General features: G+C 37.1%; 18 protein-coding genes. 7 read left to right on the top strand and 11 right to left on the bottom strand.

Annotation, left to right across the window (positions count from 1 at the left end):
• Positions 1-223: 223 nt before the first annotated feature.
• Positions 224-418, bottom strand: coding sequence for a zinc-finger domain-containing protein (locus ACKVQX_RS00200; protein ID WP_068457441.1), 195 nt, complete (start codon positions 416-418; stop codon positions 224-226).
• A 114-nt stretch (positions 419-532) separates the two neighbouring features.
• On the opposite strand from ACKVQX_RS00200, the gene ACKVQX_RS00205 reads away from it, so the two are divergent.
• Positions 533-931, top strand: coding sequence for a reverse transcriptase-like protein (locus tag ACKVQX_RS00205; RefSeq protein WP_087682621.1), 399 nt, complete (start codon positions 533-535; stop codon positions 929-931).
• A gap of 27 nt (positions 932-958) precedes the next feature.
• Here ACKVQX_RS00205 and ACKVQX_RS00210 read toward each other — a convergent pair whose 3' ends face one another.
• From ACKVQX_RS00210 to coaW, 3 genes are all read right to left on the bottom strand, one after another.
• Positions 959-2,149: an MFS transporter gene (locus ACKVQX_RS00210; protein WP_285216089.1), complete on the bottom strand. Its 1,191-nt coding sequence runs from the start codon at positions 2,147-2,149 to the stop codon at positions 959-961.
• A 6-nt stretch (positions 2,150-2,155) separates the two neighbouring features.
• Positions 2,156-2,554 (bottom strand): MarR family winged helix-turn-helix transcriptional regulator, encoded by a 399-nt coding sequence (locus tag ACKVQX_RS00215; RefSeq protein WP_068454217.1) that lies wholly within the window; start codon positions 2,552-2,554, stop codon positions 2,156-2,158.
• A gap of 107 nt (positions 2,555-2,661) precedes the next feature.
• Entirely contained in the window at positions 2,662-3,504 is an 843-nt protein-coding gene (coaW, locus tag ACKVQX_RS00220) for a type II pantothenate kinase (RefSeq protein WP_068454221.1), read from the bottom strand.
• Positions 3,505-3,721: 217 nt separating this feature from the next.
• Between coaW and ACKVQX_RS00225 the strand changes: the two genes are divergently transcribed.
• Positions 3,722-4,549, top strand: a complete 828-nt coding sequence (locus ACKVQX_RS00225) for a squalene/phytoene synthase family protein (RefSeq protein WP_197409917.1) — start codon at positions 3,722-3,724, stop codon at positions 4,547-4,549.
• Positions 4,550-5,321: 772 nt separating this feature from the next.
• On the opposite strand, the gene ACKVQX_RS00230 is transcribed toward ACKVQX_RS00225, so the two are convergent.
• Positions 5,322-5,780: a YaiI/YqxD family protein gene (locus tag ACKVQX_RS00230; protein ID WP_068454226.1), complete on the bottom strand. Its 459-nt coding sequence runs from the start codon at positions 5,778-5,780 to the stop codon at positions 5,322-5,324.
• 194 nt (positions 5,781-5,974) lie between these two features.
• Here ACKVQX_RS00230 and gdhA point away from each other — a divergent pair, with 194 nt between their 5' ends.
• The 4 genes from gdhA to ACKVQX_RS00250 all read left to right on the top strand — a co-directional run bounded on the left by gdhA (position 5,975) and on the right by ACKVQX_RS00250 (position 11,119).
• Positions 5,975-7,342 (top strand): NADP-specific glutamate dehydrogenase, encoded by a 1,368-nt coding sequence (gene gdhA / locus ACKVQX_RS00235; RefSeq protein WP_068454229.1) that lies wholly within the window; start codon positions 5,975-5,977, stop codon positions 7,340-7,342.
• A gap of 536 nt (positions 7,343-7,878) precedes the next feature.
• Positions 7,879-8,568, top strand: a complete 690-nt coding sequence (locus tag ACKVQX_RS00240) for a phosphoribosylaminoimidazolesuccinocarboxamide synthase (protein WP_068454233.1) — start codon at positions 7,879-7,881, stop codon at positions 8,566-8,568.
• A gap of 124 nt (positions 8,569-8,692) precedes the next feature.
• On the top strand, positions 8,693-10,501 hold the full coding sequence (pepF, locus tag ACKVQX_RS00245) for an oligoendopeptidase F (protein WP_409135901.1): 1,809 nt from the start codon (positions 8,693-8,695) through the stop codon (positions 10,499-10,501).
• Positions 10,502-10,561: 60 nt separating this feature from the next.
• On the top strand, positions 10,562-11,119 hold the full coding sequence (locus ACKVQX_RS00250; RefSeq protein WP_409135902.1) for a hypothetical protein: 558 nt from the start codon (positions 10,562-10,564) through the stop codon (positions 11,117-11,119).
• 116 nt (positions 11,120-11,235) lie between these two features.
• Here ACKVQX_RS00250 and ACKVQX_RS00255 read toward each other — a convergent pair whose 3' ends face one another.
• The 3 genes from ACKVQX_RS00255 to ACKVQX_RS00265 all read right to left on the bottom strand — a co-directional run bounded on the left by ACKVQX_RS00255 (position 11,236) and on the right by ACKVQX_RS00265 (position 14,607).
• Positions 11,236-11,724 (bottom strand): hypothetical protein, encoded by a 489-nt coding sequence (locus ACKVQX_RS00255; RefSeq protein WP_409135903.1) that lies wholly within the window; start codon positions 11,722-11,724, stop codon positions 11,236-11,238.
• A gap of 222 nt (positions 11,725-11,946) precedes the next feature.
• A complete protein-coding gene (locus tag ACKVQX_RS00260; protein ID WP_409135904.1) occupies positions 11,947-13,362 on the bottom strand; it encodes a M20 family metallopeptidase in 1,416 nt (471 codons plus the stop codon).
• Between the two features lie 15 nt (positions 13,363-13,377).
• Entirely contained in the window at positions 13,378-14,607 is a 1,230-nt protein-coding gene (locus tag ACKVQX_RS00265) for an MFS transporter (protein WP_285216080.1), read from the bottom strand.
• Between the two features lie 307 nt (positions 14,608-14,914).
• On the opposite strand from ACKVQX_RS00265, the gene ACKVQX_RS00270 reads away from it, so the two are divergent.
• Entirely contained in the window at positions 14,915-16,213 is a 1,299-nt protein-coding gene (locus ACKVQX_RS00270) for a hypothetical protein (protein WP_285216079.1), read from the top strand.
• Between the two features lie 89 nt (positions 16,214-16,302).
• On the opposite strand, the gene ACKVQX_RS00275 is transcribed toward ACKVQX_RS00270, so the two are convergent.
• From ACKVQX_RS00275 to ACKVQX_RS00285, 3 genes are all read right to left on the bottom strand, one after another.
• Positions 16,303-16,977 (bottom strand): TerC family protein, encoded by a 675-nt coding sequence (locus tag ACKVQX_RS00275; RefSeq protein WP_409135905.1) that lies wholly within the window; start codon positions 16,975-16,977, stop codon positions 16,303-16,305.
• A 72-nt stretch (positions 16,978-17,049) separates the two neighbouring features.
• Positions 17,050-17,865, bottom strand: coding sequence for a sulfurtransferase (locus ACKVQX_RS00280; RefSeq protein WP_409135906.1), 816 nt, complete (start codon positions 17,863-17,865; stop codon positions 17,050-17,052).
• Between the two features lie 12 nt (positions 17,866-17,877).
• Positions 17,878-18,861, bottom strand: a complete 984-nt coding sequence (locus tag ACKVQX_RS00285) for a CAP domain-containing protein (RefSeq protein ID WP_087680068.1) — start codon at positions 18,859-18,861, stop codon at positions 17,878-17,880.
• Between the last annotated feature and the right edge of the window lie 78 nt (positions 18,862-18,939).

Consider the following 18,939-nt stretch of genomic DNA (forward strand, 5'->3'; position numbering starts at 1 on the left):
TATTTTAGTTGTTTTGTACTTACAAGAAAAACAAATGTTTCTTCACAGTGTACAAATTATTTGTTTTCAAGTCAATATTATTACGTACTTTATCACGAAATTTTTAAAAATAGAAGAATATTCTAAATTTTTTAAAGAAAATAGACAAATATAAAAAGAGAAACTGCGTATGAACACAATTTCTCTTTCCAAACCGAACTTTTTATTTATATGAGTTACTATTCTAAGCACGCTTAGATGTTTTTAATAATTCCTGTCCCAAAAACTGAAGTTGCTCACCAATTGTACATGATTCAATACAAAAACGATGTGCTGCAGCTTTTCCACGATCTTTACGAAGTTGTTGTTTTACAAAACAGCCTTCACAATACTTTTCGTTTAACGCATCAATATCTTGTACAATGGTTGTGAAATCGATCATGTAATACGTCACCTCTTTTTCTCATCCATCTAGCTTTTTTTTAGGCATTCGTCTATTCTACTATTAATAGAACCTTTCTTGCAAGTAAAGAAATTGAGGAGGCAATCGTCTATGTTAGAAGTCTATATTGACGGTGCAAGCGCTGGTAATCCAGGTTCGAGTGGCATCGGTATTTTCATTAAAGGAGAAGGACATCAAATACGAATTAGTGAACCAGTCGGTATGATGGATAATCATACTGCTGAATTTCATGCACTCATTCGTGGATTGAAGGAAGCACAAAAATTAGGTTCTTCTCTCGTATCTGTTCGCTCTGATTCGAAAATCGTCGTTTCTTCTATTGAAAAGCGATATGCAAAACATTATGCGCACTTTATAGATGAAGCACTCCCATTAATTGATAGCTTCGATTTATTTTTCATTAAATGGATTCCTGACGATCAAAACAAAGCAGCTGACCGATTAGCGCGTGAAGCTATACTAATGAACACAAACGAAAAGAGAGACTAGCATCTATACTAGCCTCTCTTTTTTCAGTTATACATGCTGCTGTTTAGTCGCTATTCTACCTTTACGCAATGTGTTTAAAATATAGAAAATACCTACAATCAGAATCACTACACCTGCTACAAGATAAATCATCGCATAGCCTTTATGTGCTGCTACAGAACCTAAAATAAAGGAACCTAGTGCAATCCCAATATCAAAAAATGTAAAGAATGTAGCTGTTGCATAGCTCGTTCTTCTAGCTGGTGACTTTTGGACACTAAGTGTTTGAAAACTTGGAACAAGCGCTCCGTATCCTAATCCGATTAATGCGCCTGCTAGTAAAAAGACGAACGCATTTGGCATCCAAGCCATGAATAGTAGACCGATTGCAAATAAGATAAAACCAGGCATGATAATACTGTTCGGCCCTTTTGTATCAAACATTCTACCTGTAAATGGTCTTGATAAGAGCATTGCTGCTGCAAAGACGACATAGAAGAAACTTGCAACTGCTAGTACACCTTTTTCTTGAGCATAAACAGCTAAAAACGATAGAACACCTGAATAAGAAAAAGCCACGAATAAACCGATTAATGCAAATGGAACAGCACCTTTTTCAATTAAGTCGCTCATTTTAAATGTTAATTTTGGCTTTCCTTCTGGGAATTCATGCTCTGTTATACGAAGTGTAAGAACAAGCGTACTTCCAATAAGTAAAATAGCTGACATCACCCAAAATAAAGCATCAAACGATACATATTGAATGAGTAGAAGCGCTACAAAAGGTCCTAAAACAATGGCTAAATTTTGTGACATTGCAAAATACCCTAGACCTCGACCTCGTTTTTCCATCGGAACTGTGTCAGCTGCAATCGCATTATTTGCAGTGGTTAACACACTAAAGAAAATCCCTTGAATGAATCGTAATACTAATAAAAGTAAAAAAGGTTTAATAAAAACGTATAAAATCGTCGTTACAAAGTAACCGACCATGCTCATGACGAGCATTTTTCGTTTTCCGACCACATCTAAAATCTTACCGATGAACGGTCTTGCAACAATGGCAGAGAGTAAAAAGATGGTTAATAGTAACCCCGCATCTTCACTCCCACGCTTTAATTCACTTGTTACATAAATCGGTAGCACATTGACTAACCCATAAAAAACAAAAAATACACTCATATTTGTAAAAAATAAACTAAGAAATTGCTTAGTCCAGATTTTCTGATTCTGGCTCAAAAAAGGTCATCCTTTCATCTTTCTGAGCAATCCCTTCAATTGTTCTTGCTCTTCTTCTGTTAGACCTTTCGCAAATTGATCTTCGTATGCTGAAACTGTTACTTTTACTTCTTCGAATTTTTTCTTTCCTTCTTCTGTTAGTGAAACGATTTTTTCACGTAAATCGTCTCCTTTTTTTCGTTGAAGAAGCCCTAGTTGTTCCAAACGTGCAACTGTTCTTGTAATGGTTGGTGCTTCTACATTTAAGTATTTCCAAATCGATGTGAGTGACATCTCACCGCGTTGTTCTACGATGAAAAGTACTGTCCATTGACTGCTGTAGATACCATGTTGCTTTAAGACACCATTCATCCCATTTGTAAATTCGCGTGTTTTTTGTAATAGTTCATGGAATAATAAATTCATTTTGACCTCCAAAGATAAATTTACTTAGGTAAACATCTACTTTATTGTACGGTATTTATTTACCTATGTAAATAATTGTTTGATTGTTTTAAAAAAACAGCAGTATGTTACTGCTGCTCTAACGTACGCATTTTATTTAAAGCACCAATTGCACCACTATAACCTTGATCGTCTAAGAAAATCGGATTCTTTTGTTTAATTACAGTATAATCTGCAATTACTTCGCGTAAAACCGGATGATCTTTTAGCGTCGTACCGATATAAATAATATCGTCTACTTCATATTGTTGTGCTAATTGAATACTTAATGTTGTAATCACTTCTCCCACTAAACGGGCAACAGTTGCGAGCACATCTTCTTGTTTATAATCTGAACGTAAATCGATCCCAACTTTCCCAAAGTTACTCGCAGTTAAATCTGGATGAAGAGGTGCTGGAATTTCTTGTCCTTTAAAAATATCTGCTACCATTAAATCAATCGACTTTCGACTCCCTTGCTGAGCCAACTCACTCATTTCATTATAGTTAAAAACACCTGTTAATAAAGCACTCAAGCCAATTAGTGTACCACCACCAATTCCTGTACCGCTTACTCGCTTATACGTATCATCGTTCATATAATGAACCGACGTTCCTGAACCGATATTTGTAATAATCGCTCGCTTTAAGTCGATATTTTCACGCTCTAATAAGAATCGAACTCCTTTTAGTGTCGCTTCAAATTCCACAACATAAGCAAATTCTTTTTCTGCTGTGACGAGCTGTCGTAACTGCTCTGCACGTCCACCTGTTAAACCTACTTTTTCAACTTCTGGATGTGCATCGATAAATGCCGCAACTTCTTGTAAATTTGTCGATGGTTCGTGTTTTAAGATTAATTGTTGTTCCTCGTTTATGTAGGCGATTTTTGTTAATGTACCACCCGCATCAATACCGATTGCTCTTACCATAATAATCTCCTTAGCGTACGTAAATTATGTACATCTTTTAACTAGTTTGATTCATTTTAAAGTATGAATCCGTTCTCATATAGAATACACAACAAAAAAACACATTACAAACAAAAAATTGAGAAGCTTTCCCATGTACTTTTAATTTTTATTTTCCTTCTACCTGAAGTACGATAGAATAGAAACTATCTACTTATATTAAATGGAGGTCTATACTTTGACTGACACAAAGAAAATGTATAAAGAAGCAATGGCCATTTTAAAAGCAACAAGCCGTACTTTTTTTATTCCAATTACTTTTTTAGAGAAAGATTTAAAAACAACGGTAGCGATGGCTTACCTATGTATGCGCGCAATTGATGAAATTGAAGATCACGAAGAAATCGAGAACGAAGCAAAAGCACAAATGCTTGATGCAACAGCGGCACTTTTATTACAACCTTCATTTGATGAACAAGCATATGAAGCAGTTATTCAAGATTACCGCCATCTATTACCCGAAGTATCATTACGTTTAAATGACTGGTTAACTTTAACACCAGAGGGTATTCGCCCACAAGTAGCCGCTTCCACAAGTGAGATGGCTTCTGGTATGGCAAAATGGGCTCGTAAAAACTGGATTTGTAAAACAAAAGAAGATTTAGACGATTACACATACTATGTAGCTGGTCTTGTTGGCACAATGCTTTCGGATATTTGGTTATGGGGAGCAGGTATCGAAACAGATCGTGATTTAGCAATTGGCTATGGTCGCGGCTTACAAGCAGTGAACATTCTACGCAATCAAGATGAAGATGCTGAGCGCGGTGTAAGCTTCATGCCAGAAGGTTGGACGCGTGATGACCTATTCGCTTACGCAGAAGAAAACTTAGCGAAAGGTGACGCATACAATCGCTCAATCAAAAAACGCAGTATCCTCATGTTCTGTAAAATTCCATTAGCACTTGCACATAAAACACTCGATGCAATGAAAAAAGGACACGTAAAAATGTCCCGTCAAGAAGTAGAACAAACTGTTGCCGCACTTGATGAATCAACTAAATAAAGAAAATCAAAAGCCTGATGCGAAATTTGCATCAGGCTTTTGTGTGATTGGACTCCCTTTTAATGGTGATAATTCCCTTTCGCGCGTGAGTTTGTCCCTTTCAATTGTGGAGATTCCCTTTCGCGCGACCATTTGTCCCTTTCAACGGCAGTGATTCCCTTTCAATGGCGACGATTCCCTTTCGCGCGCGAGTTTGTCCCTTTCAACGGTGATGATTCCCTTTCGCGCGTGGATTTGTCCCTTTCAAAGGCAGCGATTCCCTTTCGCGCGTGGATTTGTCCCTTTCAAAGGCAGCGATTCCCTTTCGCGCGTGGATTTGTCCCTTTCAACTGTGATGATTCCCTTTCGCGCGTCGTTTTGTCCCTTTCAACTGTGATGATTCCCTTTCGCGCGTCGTTTTGTCCCTTTCAAAGGCAGCGATTCCCTTTCACGCGTGGATTTGTCCCTTTCAACGGTGATGATTCCCTTTCGCGCGTGGATTTGTCCCTTTCAAAGGCAGTGATTCCCTTTCGCGCGTGGATTTGTCCCTTTCAACGGCAGTGATTCCCTTTCACGCGTGGATTTGTCCCTTTCAACAGCAGCGATTCCCTTTCACGCACAGTTTTGTCCCTTTCAACAGCAGCGATTCCCTTTCACGCGTGGATTTGTCCCTTTCAACGGCAGCGATTCCTATTCAACACCTCTTAGTCTTTTGACCGAATATATTTTTCAGAAGTGAAAATGCATAAATATATATTCCCTTTCGATTAGTCTTATCTCTTTTTGATATCAATTATGCTTTTTCAGCATCTATTCTTGCTCGTTCACAAAGTTGTTTAAATTTTTTTTCGTATATTTCATTTGCATCCTTTTGACGTTTTTTCGGTCCTTTCGTGCGCCCTCCCGCTTGTCGAATCTTTTGTCCAACATGACGTGTAAATAATAGTTGGTCGATGTTTTCGTTCGTGAATTCACGTCCGTTTTGGTCGATACAATAAGCACCTTTCGCAAGTACCATTGCAGCTAATCCATAGTCCTGTGTTACGACAATATCGCCTTTTGACACGACATTTAAAATAGCGAAATCTACAGCATCCATGCCTTTTGACACGATTTTTGTCTCCACTCCTTCCACACGAATTTCATGCGATGTATCACAGTAAATGATGGGGGTTATTTGAGATTTTTGAGCGATGTTGACTGTCGATAAAACAACTGGACAACCATCTGCGTCGATATGTACTTTTAACAAAAAAATCCTTCCTTTCCTTTTAAATTACAAAAAGAGATGAAATCAATCTCTTTTTGGCATATTCATCCGGTAACGCTTTCATGAATAAAAATACATTAATATTGCATAATTATAAAAATCGGACAATTGAAAAATTTTAAAAATTTCGTTATAGTTATGCCAATACAAGAATAACACATGGGGGTTTTAAATTTATGGTAACAATGAATCCAGAACAAGTAGCAATGCATTATATCGATGAAGTTTATAAAAACTTAGAAGCAACACATGCACATGAACCAGAATTTTTACAAGCAGTGAAAGAAATCATCTATTCTTTAGCACCTGTTTTTGCAAAACGTCCAGAATATATGGAAGCAAGTTTACTTGAGCGTATTATCGAGCCAGAACGTGTTGTAAAATTCCGCGTTGCTTGGGAAGATGATAATGGTAAAGTACAAGTAAATCGTGGTTTCCGTGTACAATACAGTTCAGCGATTGGACCTTACAAAGGTGGATTACGTTTCCATCCTTCTGTAAACGAAAGCATCATTAAATTCCTAGGTTTCGAACAAATTTTCAAAAACTCTTTAACAGGCCAACCGATTGGCGGTGCTAAAGGTGGATCGGACTTCGATCCAAAAGGAAAATCTGATTCAGAAATCATGCGCTTCTGCCAAGCGTTTATGACAGAATTACACAAATATATTGGACCACACGAAGATGTTCCTGCAGGCGATATTGGTGTTGGCGCACGCGAAATTGGTTTCTTATTCGGACAATACAATCGTATTAAAGCTTCTTATCTACCAGGCGTAATTACAGGCAAATTACCTCGTTTTGGCGGTTCTCTTGCACGCAAAGAAGCAACAGGTTATGGTACAGTTTACTTTGTACAAGAAATGTTAAAAGAAATCAATGCAACATTTGAAAACCAAACAGTTGTCGTATCTGGTTCAGGTAATGTATCAACATACGCAATTGAAAAAGCACAACAACTCGGCGCACTTGTGGTAGCCTGCTCAGATTCAGATGGTTATATTCATGACCCTTCTGGCATCAAGTTAGATACAGTGAAAGATATTAAAGAAGTTCGCGGTGGTCGTATTAAAGAATATATCGACGCACATCCAGAAGCAACTTATGTAGAAGGATGCGAAAACATTTGGTCAATTCCTTGTGATATCGCTCTTCCATGCGCAACACAAAATGAAATTGATGCAGATGCTGCGAAAACATTAATCGCAAACGGTGTTAAAGCTGTCGGCGAAGGTGCCAATATGCCTTCAACATTGGAAGCAATTGATTTATATTTTGAAAACAATGTATTATTTGCTCCTGCAAAAGCTGCAAATGCTGGTGGTGTAGCGGTATCTGCTCTTGAAATGGCCCAAAACAGCATGCGCATGTTCTGGACATTTGAAGAAGTTGATGCAAAATTACATGAAATTATGCGTAACATTTATAAAAATAGTCGTGAAGCTGCAAAAGAATTCGGTCACGAAAACAACCTTTTAATCGGCGCAAATATCGCTGGTTTCTTAAAAGTAGCTGACGCGATGATCGCACAAGGTGTTATCTAATTATAAAGAAAAAAACAGAAATCGTTCATGCCGATTTCTGTTTTTTTTATGATTTTGGGTGTCTTAAGTTATCTTGTCTAGGACGAATTCGAACATTCGAGCGGCGAAATGGGTCACTCACTCCTCAGTTCGGGACATTCACCCGTTCAAACAGGACATTCGAGGGCAAAATTGGGGCACTCGCCTAAAAAATCTTAATTACTCACTTTCTGCACTTTCTTCAAGGCTTTTGAGTAATTCAAGAGGACTTCATTTCACTATGATTGGGTGAAATCGAACATTCGGGTGGCGAAACGGGTCACTCGTCGAAGTGATTGGGGCATTCGCTCTACCAATCGGGTCATTCACCCATCTATTTGGGTCACTCGCTCATCCAATCGGGACATTCGGAAATAAATGGGTATGCACCCTTCACAAAATACGAATTATAAATTATAATATAACTATAAATAATCGTTTTAAAAGCGTTAAAAACGAACATAATACGTTTTAAAAAGATTTTTAGAGATAATAAACGAACATTAGGAGGATTTATCATGATTTTGAAGTACGAAGGTAAAACAAAGAATGTTTTCGAATTAGAAGATGGTCACTTTTTATTAAAATTCAAAGATGATGTTACAGGTGAAAACGGTGTATTCGATCCAGGTGCTAACACAGTTGGTTTAACAATTGATGGTGCAGGTCTTGCTGGGTTACGTTTAACAACATTTTTCTATGAAAAATTAAATGAGATGGGTGTACCAACACACTTCGTTTCTTCAAATATGGATGAGGCAACAATGACGGTAAAACCTGCAACTGTTTTTGGAAAAGGTCTTGAAGTTATCTGTCGTTTCCGCTCAGTTGGTAGTTTCTTAAAGCGTTACGGTGCATATGTGGAAGAAGGGCAACCTCTTGATGCTTTCGTAGAAGTAACGATTAAAGATGATGACCGTTTAGATCCACCCATTTCAGAAGATGCACTTGCACAACTTGGTATCTTAACAAATGATGAGTATGCGACGCTAAAAGAAGCAACACAAAAAATTGCTTCTTTCGTTAAAGACGAACTAGCTAAAAAAGATCTTGAGTTATATGATATTAAACTTGAATTTGGTCGCGATGCGAAAACAAATGAAATTTTATTAATTGATGAAATTTCAGGTGGTAACATGCGTGCGTTCCGTGGAACTGAATATATCGAGCCTCTTGAACTTGAAAAGATTATGTTAGCTCCTGAATAATACGTATTGCCCTGTCTCAACTCAGAGATAGGGTCTTTTTTTCGAACAATAATTGTCGAATTATTCGAAGTATTATATACTAAAGTCATTACTTCGAATACCGAAGAATCAAGGGGGTTTTTTTATGTACGAAAGTTTTCCACTTCGTCAAGATGTTCCAGAACAAGAAAAATGGGACTTACGTTATTTAATCCAAGATGACGCTGCATACGATGCTGCCATTACAAAAATCCAACAAGATGTTGATGCTTTTGTAGCAAAATGGACAGATCATATTCAAAAAGCAGAAGATTTATCGACATTATTTGTTGATTATGAAAAAGTTTTAGCTGACTTATTCATTATCGGCTCTTATGCCGAGCTAGATGTTGAAACAGATCAAACAAATGAAGCAGCTGCAATTCGTGCAAGTGACTTTTCAACAATTGCGGCAAAAATCGATGCAAAATTATCATTTGTGATGAGTGATTTACTTGCTTTATCAAATGAAGTTTTAGAAGAAGCAAAACAACTTGCGCCTGACTATGCGCATTATATTAAACGTTTAATCGACCAAAAAGCACATCAACTAAGCCCTGAAACAGAACGTGTTCTAGCTTCTCTGTCAGGTACATTTCAAGCAGCTTATGGTCTATACAACACAACGAAATTAGTCGATTTAAAATTCCCTGACTTCACAGTAGAGGGTGAAAATTATCCGCTAAATTATAATTTATTTGAAGGTGATTGGGAGTTAGAAAGTAATACGGCTGTTCGTCGCGCAGCATTTGACGCTTTTTCAAAACAACTGCGTCACTACTTACACACAACTGCCAAGACATATCAAACACATGTACAAACTGAAAAGACAATGGCTGAATTACGTGGCTATGATTCAGTTATTGATTATTTACTTGATGAGCAGGAAGTTGACCGCACGCTTTATAACCGTCAAATTGATGTAACGATGAAAGAACTTGCACCGCATATGCGTCGTTATGCAAAATTACTTCAAAAAGTACATGGCTTAGAAAATATGACTTTCGCTGACCTGAAAATTTCATTAGATCCATCTTATGAACCAAGTATTACGATTCCAGAATCAAAAGAATACTTGAAGAAGGCACTTGGTGTAATGGGTGAAGATTATCTTCAAATGATTGACGATTCTTTCGAGCAGCGCTGGATTGACTTTGCGCAAAATGAAGGAAAATCAACAGGTGCATTCTGTGCAAGTCCATATGGTTCACATTCATACATTTTAATCTCTTGGACAAGTCGTATGAATGAAGTATTCGTTCTAGCACATGAATTAGGTCATGCTGGACACTTCCGATATGCACAGCGTGAACAATCACTATTAAATAGTGAATCATCGACTTACTTTGTCGAAGCACCATCAACTATGAACGAAATGTTAATGGCGAATCACCTGCTACAAAACTCAGAAGATCCACGTTTCAAACGCTGGGTAATCTCAACAATTGTTGCACGCACATACTATCATAATTTTGTAACGCATTTACTAGAAGCTGCATTCCAGCGTAAAGTATATGAAAAAATTGATGCAGGTCAATCGCTATCTGCTTCGATTTTAAATGACTTAAAACGCTCGGTTTTAGAAGAATTCTGGGGTGATGCGGTTGATATTAATGACGGTGCCGAACTTACATGGATGCGCCAACCACACTATTACATGGGCTTATACCCTTACACATATAGCGCTGGCTTAACAATCTCAACACAAGTATCACAACGTATTCTAAAAGAAGGTGACACTGCGGTACAAGATTGGATTCGCACATTAGAAGCAGGCGGTACAAAATCACCTGTTGATTTAGCAAAAATGGCTGGTATTGACTTAACAACAGACCAACCACTACAAGATACAATCGCCTTTATTGGTGACTTAATTACACAATTAGAAGAACTAACTGAACAAATTGGTGATTAATAGACAGAAAAAATCGTGCAATCATCGCACGATTTTTTTCTTATGAAATGAGGAACATGAATGCAATTTGATTTAATGAAATTATTTGATGGGTATGTGAGAAATTATCATACATTCCATTTAACAGTCGACCACGGTAAACACTCTTTTACAATGACAGAAATAGAATATTTTTCACGACTTGGTTCGATGCTCGGATACCATGCCTATGCGGAAGATACGTGCAATGGTTTAAATCGCCCGATGGATTTAACTTGGTGGGATGGTTTTGACGGTACATATTGGCACGATTTTATTTTACATTTAGAACGTGAAAACTATTTTAAAAAAGATATGGAAACATTGGAAAAATTATTTTGTAAACGTGAACTTTCACCCATGCATGCAATCGGCATTTTAAACGTCCCAAACTACGAACGCATCGAAGAATTACTTCAACATGTCAAAAAGATGTGTAATGTCCCGCAAGCGATGTTGATTTTTAGAACGTATTCACAAGAAAGTGATAAAAACTTTTTTGATGAGGTCTATACCTACGTCTTTCATCAGAAAAAATGCGTAGCTACTAAAAAAGCCTATGTTTCAGAAGTTTTTGGTGTCTTACATATGCATGAATAAAAAAATCGCGCTGCGGTAAAATGCAGCACGATTTTTTTAGATTATTAAATTGTTTCAATCAACGCTTCAATAAAATCTTCTTTGGATAATAATTTTAAATCAAAAGTACATTCACATTAAATCCCATAATAATAAATTACAATATCAGGAGAATTCATTGTTTCTAGATAATGCATACATATATTTAGTTTTTTCAGAACTTCAGACTTAACAAAAAACGTTTCTTTTAATCCCTTCATTTCTTCAAAAGAAATCTCAGCTAATTGATCTTCATTCAAATCAACTAAATAAGGATAATAATATTCATCATCTAGTTTTTCTAATATATCTATCCATTCTAGAAATATTTTTTTCAAGTAATCAAAACTATAATGATTAATAACAGATATCCCACAATAATTGAGCCCCTTATCACTCGGGACTTTACTCTTATAAGGTTCTTTAACATAGCCAGGATTAATTAATGGAATCAAATTATAAAGACAATCAACCTCATATGCTTGTTGTTCCATTACATAATCTAAAAAAATATCTTCTATATTAATTTTGGCAATCACACAATCATTTCTTTCATCAACAAATTCAAAATCATGATAAACAGCCATTTTATACCTCTTTCTTAATTCATTAAAAAAGATGTTGTATCCCTTTCATATGTATACTCCTTCTCTTCTGAACTTGTTGCAAGAAAAAACTATAACAACAATCAAATCATGCGAAAAGAAGTAATTTTTCTCTAATGTCGCGTAGTGAGACATACGATTAAAAATGTCTCATTTTATATCAAAATAAAGAGGACTGCATAGTAGCAATCCCCTTCTCTCAATTTACATATAATCTCTTACTTGATACTGCTTCACTTCTTTTGGTAATGGACACATATATTCCTCGCCATTTTTACGTTCCACTAACTCAGCTTTTGCCTGCTCCACAAGCTCTGGATTATGCAGTAATTGGAGTGCTGTTGCTGCCATCACTTTACCCGCATGCATCATTCCTTTATGTGCAATCGATGTTGTACCTGTCGCAACAATTTGCCATGTATGAAGTGTTGTACCTAACACTTCACATGCTGTCATACACTGCGCTGTTGGAACAATCCAGCTCACATCACCGACATCTGTTGAACCTGGGAATACATTACTCGCTGGTGTGTATGGACTAATAACATCTGCTAAATCTTTACCTGCTAAACGACGGTCTACTTCTTCTTCTACTTTTTTATCTGCTTCTGCTAAAGTTTGACGAATCGCCTGTGCGAATTGTTGTTCTTCTTCTGTATGTGTTGGCACGCCTAGTTGTTCGAACTGCGCATACATCGTTTCTTCTAAAACCGTATTCGGAATGACATTTGATAATGCTGAAGCTAAATCAATCTCCACTTCCGTACCTGTCATTAATGCAGCACCTCTCGCCACATCACAGACACGTTGGTAAATGGACTCTGTTTGAGATACACGCGGTGCACGTACAAAATATAATACCTCTGCTTCCGATTGCACAACATTCGGTGCAAAGCCACCTGTGTTTGTAATCGCATAATGAACACGTGCTTCAGGAATAATATGTTCACGTAAATAGTTGACGCCGACATTCATCAGTTCCACTGCATCAAGCGCACTACGTCCTAAATGTGGACTTCCTGCTGCGTGAGCACTCGCACCTTTAAATTTGAAGTACACTTCATAACAAGCAAGCGAAGCCATCGACATAATTTCGTTACGTGATCCTGGATGCCATGTTAGGGCAAAATCAACATCATCAAACAATCCCTCACGTACCATAAATGTCTTACCGCCACCAATTTCTTCACCTGGGCAACCATAGTAACGTACTGTGCCTGACAACTCATTTTCTTTTAAATAATCACGAACTGCAAGAGCTGCTGCAAGTGAACCTGTTCCAAGAAGGTTATGTCCACAACCATGTCCATTCCCGTTCTTTTCAACAGGCGCATAATTCACTTGACCACCTTCTTGACTAAGCCCTGATAATGCATCAAACTCTCCTAAAAATGCAATGACCGGCTTACCGCTACCGTAACTTCCGATGAAAGCTGTATCAATTTCTGCTACGCCTTCTTCTACTGTAAAACCTTCATTCTTTAATGTTTGAACAAGTAGTTGTGCTGATTTTTTCTCTTGAAAGCCTGTTTCAGCAAAACGCCATACTTGGTTACTGACATCTACAAGTGTATCTTTATTTTGTTCAATAATTTCGGATACAAATTCATGAATTCCCATGAAAAAACCTTCTTTCTATGATTGTTGAACTTTTGTTTTAGATTGAACTTCAAATACTTCATTACTTGAACGAAGTGTAAAGAATAATGAGCAACATGCAGTGACAAGTAATGCACCAATTAAGAAGAAGAATGCATACTCAAATGTATGGAAAGCATCCACTAAAGCACCCATTACTGTTGGTGCAATAAAGCCTGCTAATCCCCCTACAAAATACATCGTCCCCATGAACGAACCGACAATTCGTTCCGATACGTATTTTAGTGGAATCGATAAAACCGTCATACTAATTGCTGAACCGCCTAATGAATATAAACACTGGAATGCGACAGCTGCTTGAATACTTTGTGCGTTATACATGAAAATTAAGCAAGCACTTGCCATAATCGCACCGAATAAAATAATAAACTTCTCTTTTCCTGCTAACTGTTTATCAATTAAATAACCTGTAATCATCGCTGAAGCTAAACCGAACGCTTGTGGAATCATTGAGATCGAACCTACTTCTTGTAAATTCAGATGACGCGCACTTTCTAAATAAGATGGCATCCAAGAAGAAAAGCCCCACTGTGCGATACTTGAACCAAAATACATCACGACAATAATCCATAGCATCTTTTGTTTATACAATTCACGAAGTGGCAATTTAGGTGTCGCTGCTTTTTGAGCTAATTCTCTTTGAATTTGTGGCGGATGATAGAAAATCGCTAATAGAATCGTAACGAGTAATCCTCCACCACCAATGATATAGAACATCACACGCCAACCATACACATCTGAGATGAGTGCTGTTAAGTAAAGTGCTAATACACTTCCGCCTAGTTGTGCTGCAAGTAAAAATGACTTTGCACGCGCACGTACGCCTTTTTTATAAATTTCTGCAATGGCTACACCACTACCTGTTGGTAAACCACCATCACCTAAACCAAGTACAAGACGAATGATTAAAATACTTGCGAATGAACCAACCATACCTGTTAATAGTGAAAATAATGAAATAATCGTTAATGCTATCACAATGACTTTTCTTGAGCCGAATTTGTCAGATACCCAACCTGCAATTAAAGTCATACAGGCACTACTTAACCAAAAACTACTAATAATCATACCGCTCTGTGTTTCGGTTAGACCGAGTTCTTTACTAATTGGAATAATGGCAATGTTCATTCCAAACAGTGTTAAGGAGTCAATAATCCATCCTAAAAATAAAAGTGAAAAAATAAAATGTCTTTTGCTGTTGCTCATACTCTAGCCCCCAATGTTGTTCTTGTTGCATTTCTCTCCCCAAATAATTGTCCATCAGTTTCGGATAACTTTAGGACTTGTCCATAATATAGCATAAAACTTCTCGTATGTGTAGAAATATTCTGTTAAATCTTATTTTTCTGTTTTCATAGCATTTTTAATTTTTAGTTAAAACGGTCTTATTTAGGTCTAGTCCATAATATATCATAAAAGTACATAAAAGTGTATAAATATTCTATCATAAATTATTTTTTGTATATCCATTCATTTACTTGTTATACTAATAGAAAGAAAGGATGTGTCGATTTTGTCTATAAAAGTAGGATTAATCGGTCCACACGATTCATTACAAATTGTTCGTGAATATTTACACAAAATAAATGACTTCACCTGTTCCACATTCACATGTATTGACGAACAAGATTTAGAAAAATACGTCTTACCACAAAAATCACAGATGGATCTTTGGCTTTGTACGGGACCCATTACATATAAAATCGTTCAAGAATGGGGCAAACTGGAAGTACCCATTTTACATATTCAAATTCATGGAACAGCGCTCTACAGCTTACTTTTAAAAATTGCGTATACCCATGGTGTTACAGCTGACCAAATTAGTTTTGATGCGATTACAAAGGAAGATGTACTCATCGCTCTTCAACAAGTAGGTATGACCGAACATGCGCCACGTGTAAAATCTGATACATTCGATTTTGAACCATTAATCCAATTCCATCGTACTTGTTTTGAACAAGGATTATCAAAAGTAGCCATTACAGGTCATCCAATCGATGCAATTTTGCGTGAAGAAGGCATTCCGGCTTATCGTATTTTCCCTACAGAAATCTCGATGGAATCAGCTGTTTCTGAAATGCGTCGTGTATATGAAACATTACAATTTAAAAAATCACAAATTGCGGTACAAATTATCGAGTACGATGTTGTGATGCACGAACAAGATACAACCGCTCTTACAACACAGCATTTACATGATGTTGAACGTCAATTTATGCAACAATTAATGCCCTACGTCAAACAAGTACAAGGATCGATTTTGACGATTGGTTTCGGACGTTATGCTATTTTTTCTACACGTGGCTTTTTACAAGATGCTACAGAAAACTTTTCACAAAAAGCTGAAGTGTCCTCACTACCTGTACAACAATTAGAAGATTTAACATGCGGTATTGGTATCGGGCGTTCTGCACAGGAGGCAGAAGTGAATGCGTGGCATGCACTCATGCAAAGTCGAACGAATGGAAAAGGTTCTTGGATGGTGTGCTTTGATGATCGAAGTATGACAGGACCTCTCGGAGAAGCTCAGCAACTCACCTATTCTTATTCATCACAACAAATTGAAGCAATCCGTCAAAAAACTTCATTGAGTGCCGTTACTTTGCAAAAATTATCATCGATTATTCATAAACGTGGTACAGAACAATTTTCTGCTAATGAACTCGCTCAATATTTACAAATGACACCGCGTAGTGCGCGTCGTATATTAAATGAACTCGAAATGACGGGGCTTGCTAAAGTAGTTGCAGAGGAAAGTCCACGTCAAACAGGACGACCACGCAAAATTTATCAATTGCAGTTAAATGATTAACTATGCGCGGAATTCGTTCGTTGATAGTTCACCATTTATAAGTAATTACACAAAAAAACTTGAGCCACGTATAAGTGACTCAAGTTTTTTTATAAACGGTATTTTCTTGTTTGTACACGTTTTGTCCAAACCCCAATGAACACTAATAAAATACAGAAAATAATTGGGATTAATTGTGCCATCGCTGGGAATGTCCAGTCAACTAGATACTTACCATAACGGTCGCTCACAATCATGCTTCCTGCTGTATAGGCAATTAAGAGCGCCCCTAGCCAAATAAGTAGCGGGAATTTATTCATCAGCTTAATGATTAATTGGCTACCAAAAATGATAATCGGAATACTAATTAATAGTCCAAGTGCTGCTAAACCAACATGCCCATCTGCTACACCTGCAATTGCAAGAACATTATCTAAACTCATAACGAAGTCAGCTACGATAATTGTGCGTACAGCTGCGAATAACGTACTTCCACTTTCTACATCTGCATCTTCTCCGTTTGACTTCAGTAAATCCCATGCAATATAGAATAGTAATAAACCACCGACCACTTTAACAAATGGAATCGCTAATAATTGAACAGCAATGACTGTTAAAATAACACGTAAAGCAATTGCTCCACCTGTACCAATCAATATTGCTTTTTTCCGTTGTTCAGGCTTCAACTTTCGTGTTGCAAGCGCAATAACAACCGCATTATCCCCACTTAATACTAAATCAAGTAAGATGATGGATAAAATTTTGGATAGAAATTCGATATCCATGTTGTTCCTTCTTTCTACAGTTACTTCCTTTATTGTACGCCTATTTTAGCGTTTTAAAAAGGAAAAAATCGACTATTCCTCTCCTGTCGCAATTGGATAATGCATCACCCAATCACTATAACTTCCTGTATAAAGTTGAACATGTTCGTATCCTAATTCTTTTAATACCGCGTAAAGCGGCGACGCAGATACACCACTACCACAATACACAATAATGTTTTCATCTTTGGAAGCAACTTTTTTTATTTCGTCATTTATAAATAACGTATTCCCCTTTTTTAGCTGTTCCCAATCAAAATTTCGTGCAGTTGGAATGTGTCCTGCAATAGGGTCAAGTGGTTCGATTTCACCAATATAGCGACGATGAGCACGTGCATCAATTAATACTTTATCGTGCTTACCTTCTGTTACTTCTTTAACATAGGCACGATCTACATAAATTTGATCTTGCCAATCAATATTCAAATTAGAACGCACTGGATTCGGTTCAACGGTTGTTGTCTCAAAACCTACTTGCTTTAAGCCTTCTAGACCATCTGCAATGACGCGCGCATTTGTAAAACCACCATATTGTAATAACCAATACGCTCTCGTAGCAAACGGTTCACCGCCACCATCATAGATGTAGACAGGTGTTTCATATGTGATACCAGTTCGTTCAAATAGGTCGTGTAATTGTTCTTTAGTTGGCATCGGATGACGTCCGCTTTTTTCTTTTGTCATGTCGGATAAATCTTTCGTTAAATCCCAGTGTATTGCACCAACAATGTGCGCTATATCATATTGTGCGCGACCATATGCGCTATCTGCTAAGTCATAGCGTGCGTCAATCCATACAGCTTGTTCATTTGTTGGTATATCCTTTGCTTGAATAAATACGTGTCCCATACAGAGTCCCCCTTAAAATGGTGTATAAAAATTAATCGTGTAGTACGGAACATTTTCAGCATCAAATGCAACACCCACACCTGCATGTGTCAAATCTTTGTTTAAGATATTTTTACGATGCCCTAAACTATTCATCAAACCTTCATGAGCAAAAATACTACTGTACTGCCCATAAGCTAAATTCTCTGCATAGAAATGCTCGTTCAAATAACCCGCATTTTTCATACGTGATTCAGGTGTGCTTCCATTACTTCCTGTGTGTGAAAAATAGTTTTGGTCAATCATATCTTGACTATGTGCGCGTGCTTGAGCTGTTAATCCCTTGTCATAAATAAGTGGCTTTAATCCATGTTCTACACGTGCTTGGTTCATCAGTTCAATCATCAACTGTTCAAACCCCGTACGTAAAGCATTCGATGAAGGACCATAGAATCCTTCTTTTTTCTGTTCCACATTATATGGAATATATTGAATGGCGCGTAAGCGATTTGCGTTATGAACATCAAAGAAAAACGTCACATAGTATCCATCTATTTCATACAATAACATCTCTTTTTTATTATCATCATTCATTTTAAAGATCTTATTACCTTTACGAATTTCTTCTAAAGGTGCACCGTACTGTTTTTGCACTTCTCCATATGTCGTCTCGCCAATCGTTGTGTTAAACAAGGTACGCCCTTTCCCTGCAATATAACCACCCTTTCCATTCGACGATTCAAGTGTGAATTGCTCATAGCCATTATGCGTCATTTGCCATTGTTCACCGTATTCATTGGTAAATGTTCCTTTTTGTTTACCTGTTGTATCCTTCAACACAATATCTTTCGCTTTTTCCTCTTTTTTATCTGAGAAAGTATCAATAGATTGATCTACTGTTTCTTTTACTTCTGAAAACATTCTCGACAATTCAGGTCGATCAAGCGCATATTGAATGGCTTGATAGGAACCTAAAATTAAGACAAAAAAGAGAACCCATGCGAATAATTTTCTCATTTGATCACCTCAATCTATTATCATTAGACGAAATTGTGGAATCAATGGATGCTTTATAGTCGCATGCGTTCTTCTTTT

Source organism: Kurthia sp. ISK08, from assembly GCF_046159805.1.
GTDB classification, from domain to species: Bacteria; Bacillota; Bacilli; order Bacillales_A; family Planococcaceae; genus Kurthia; species Kurthia gibsonii.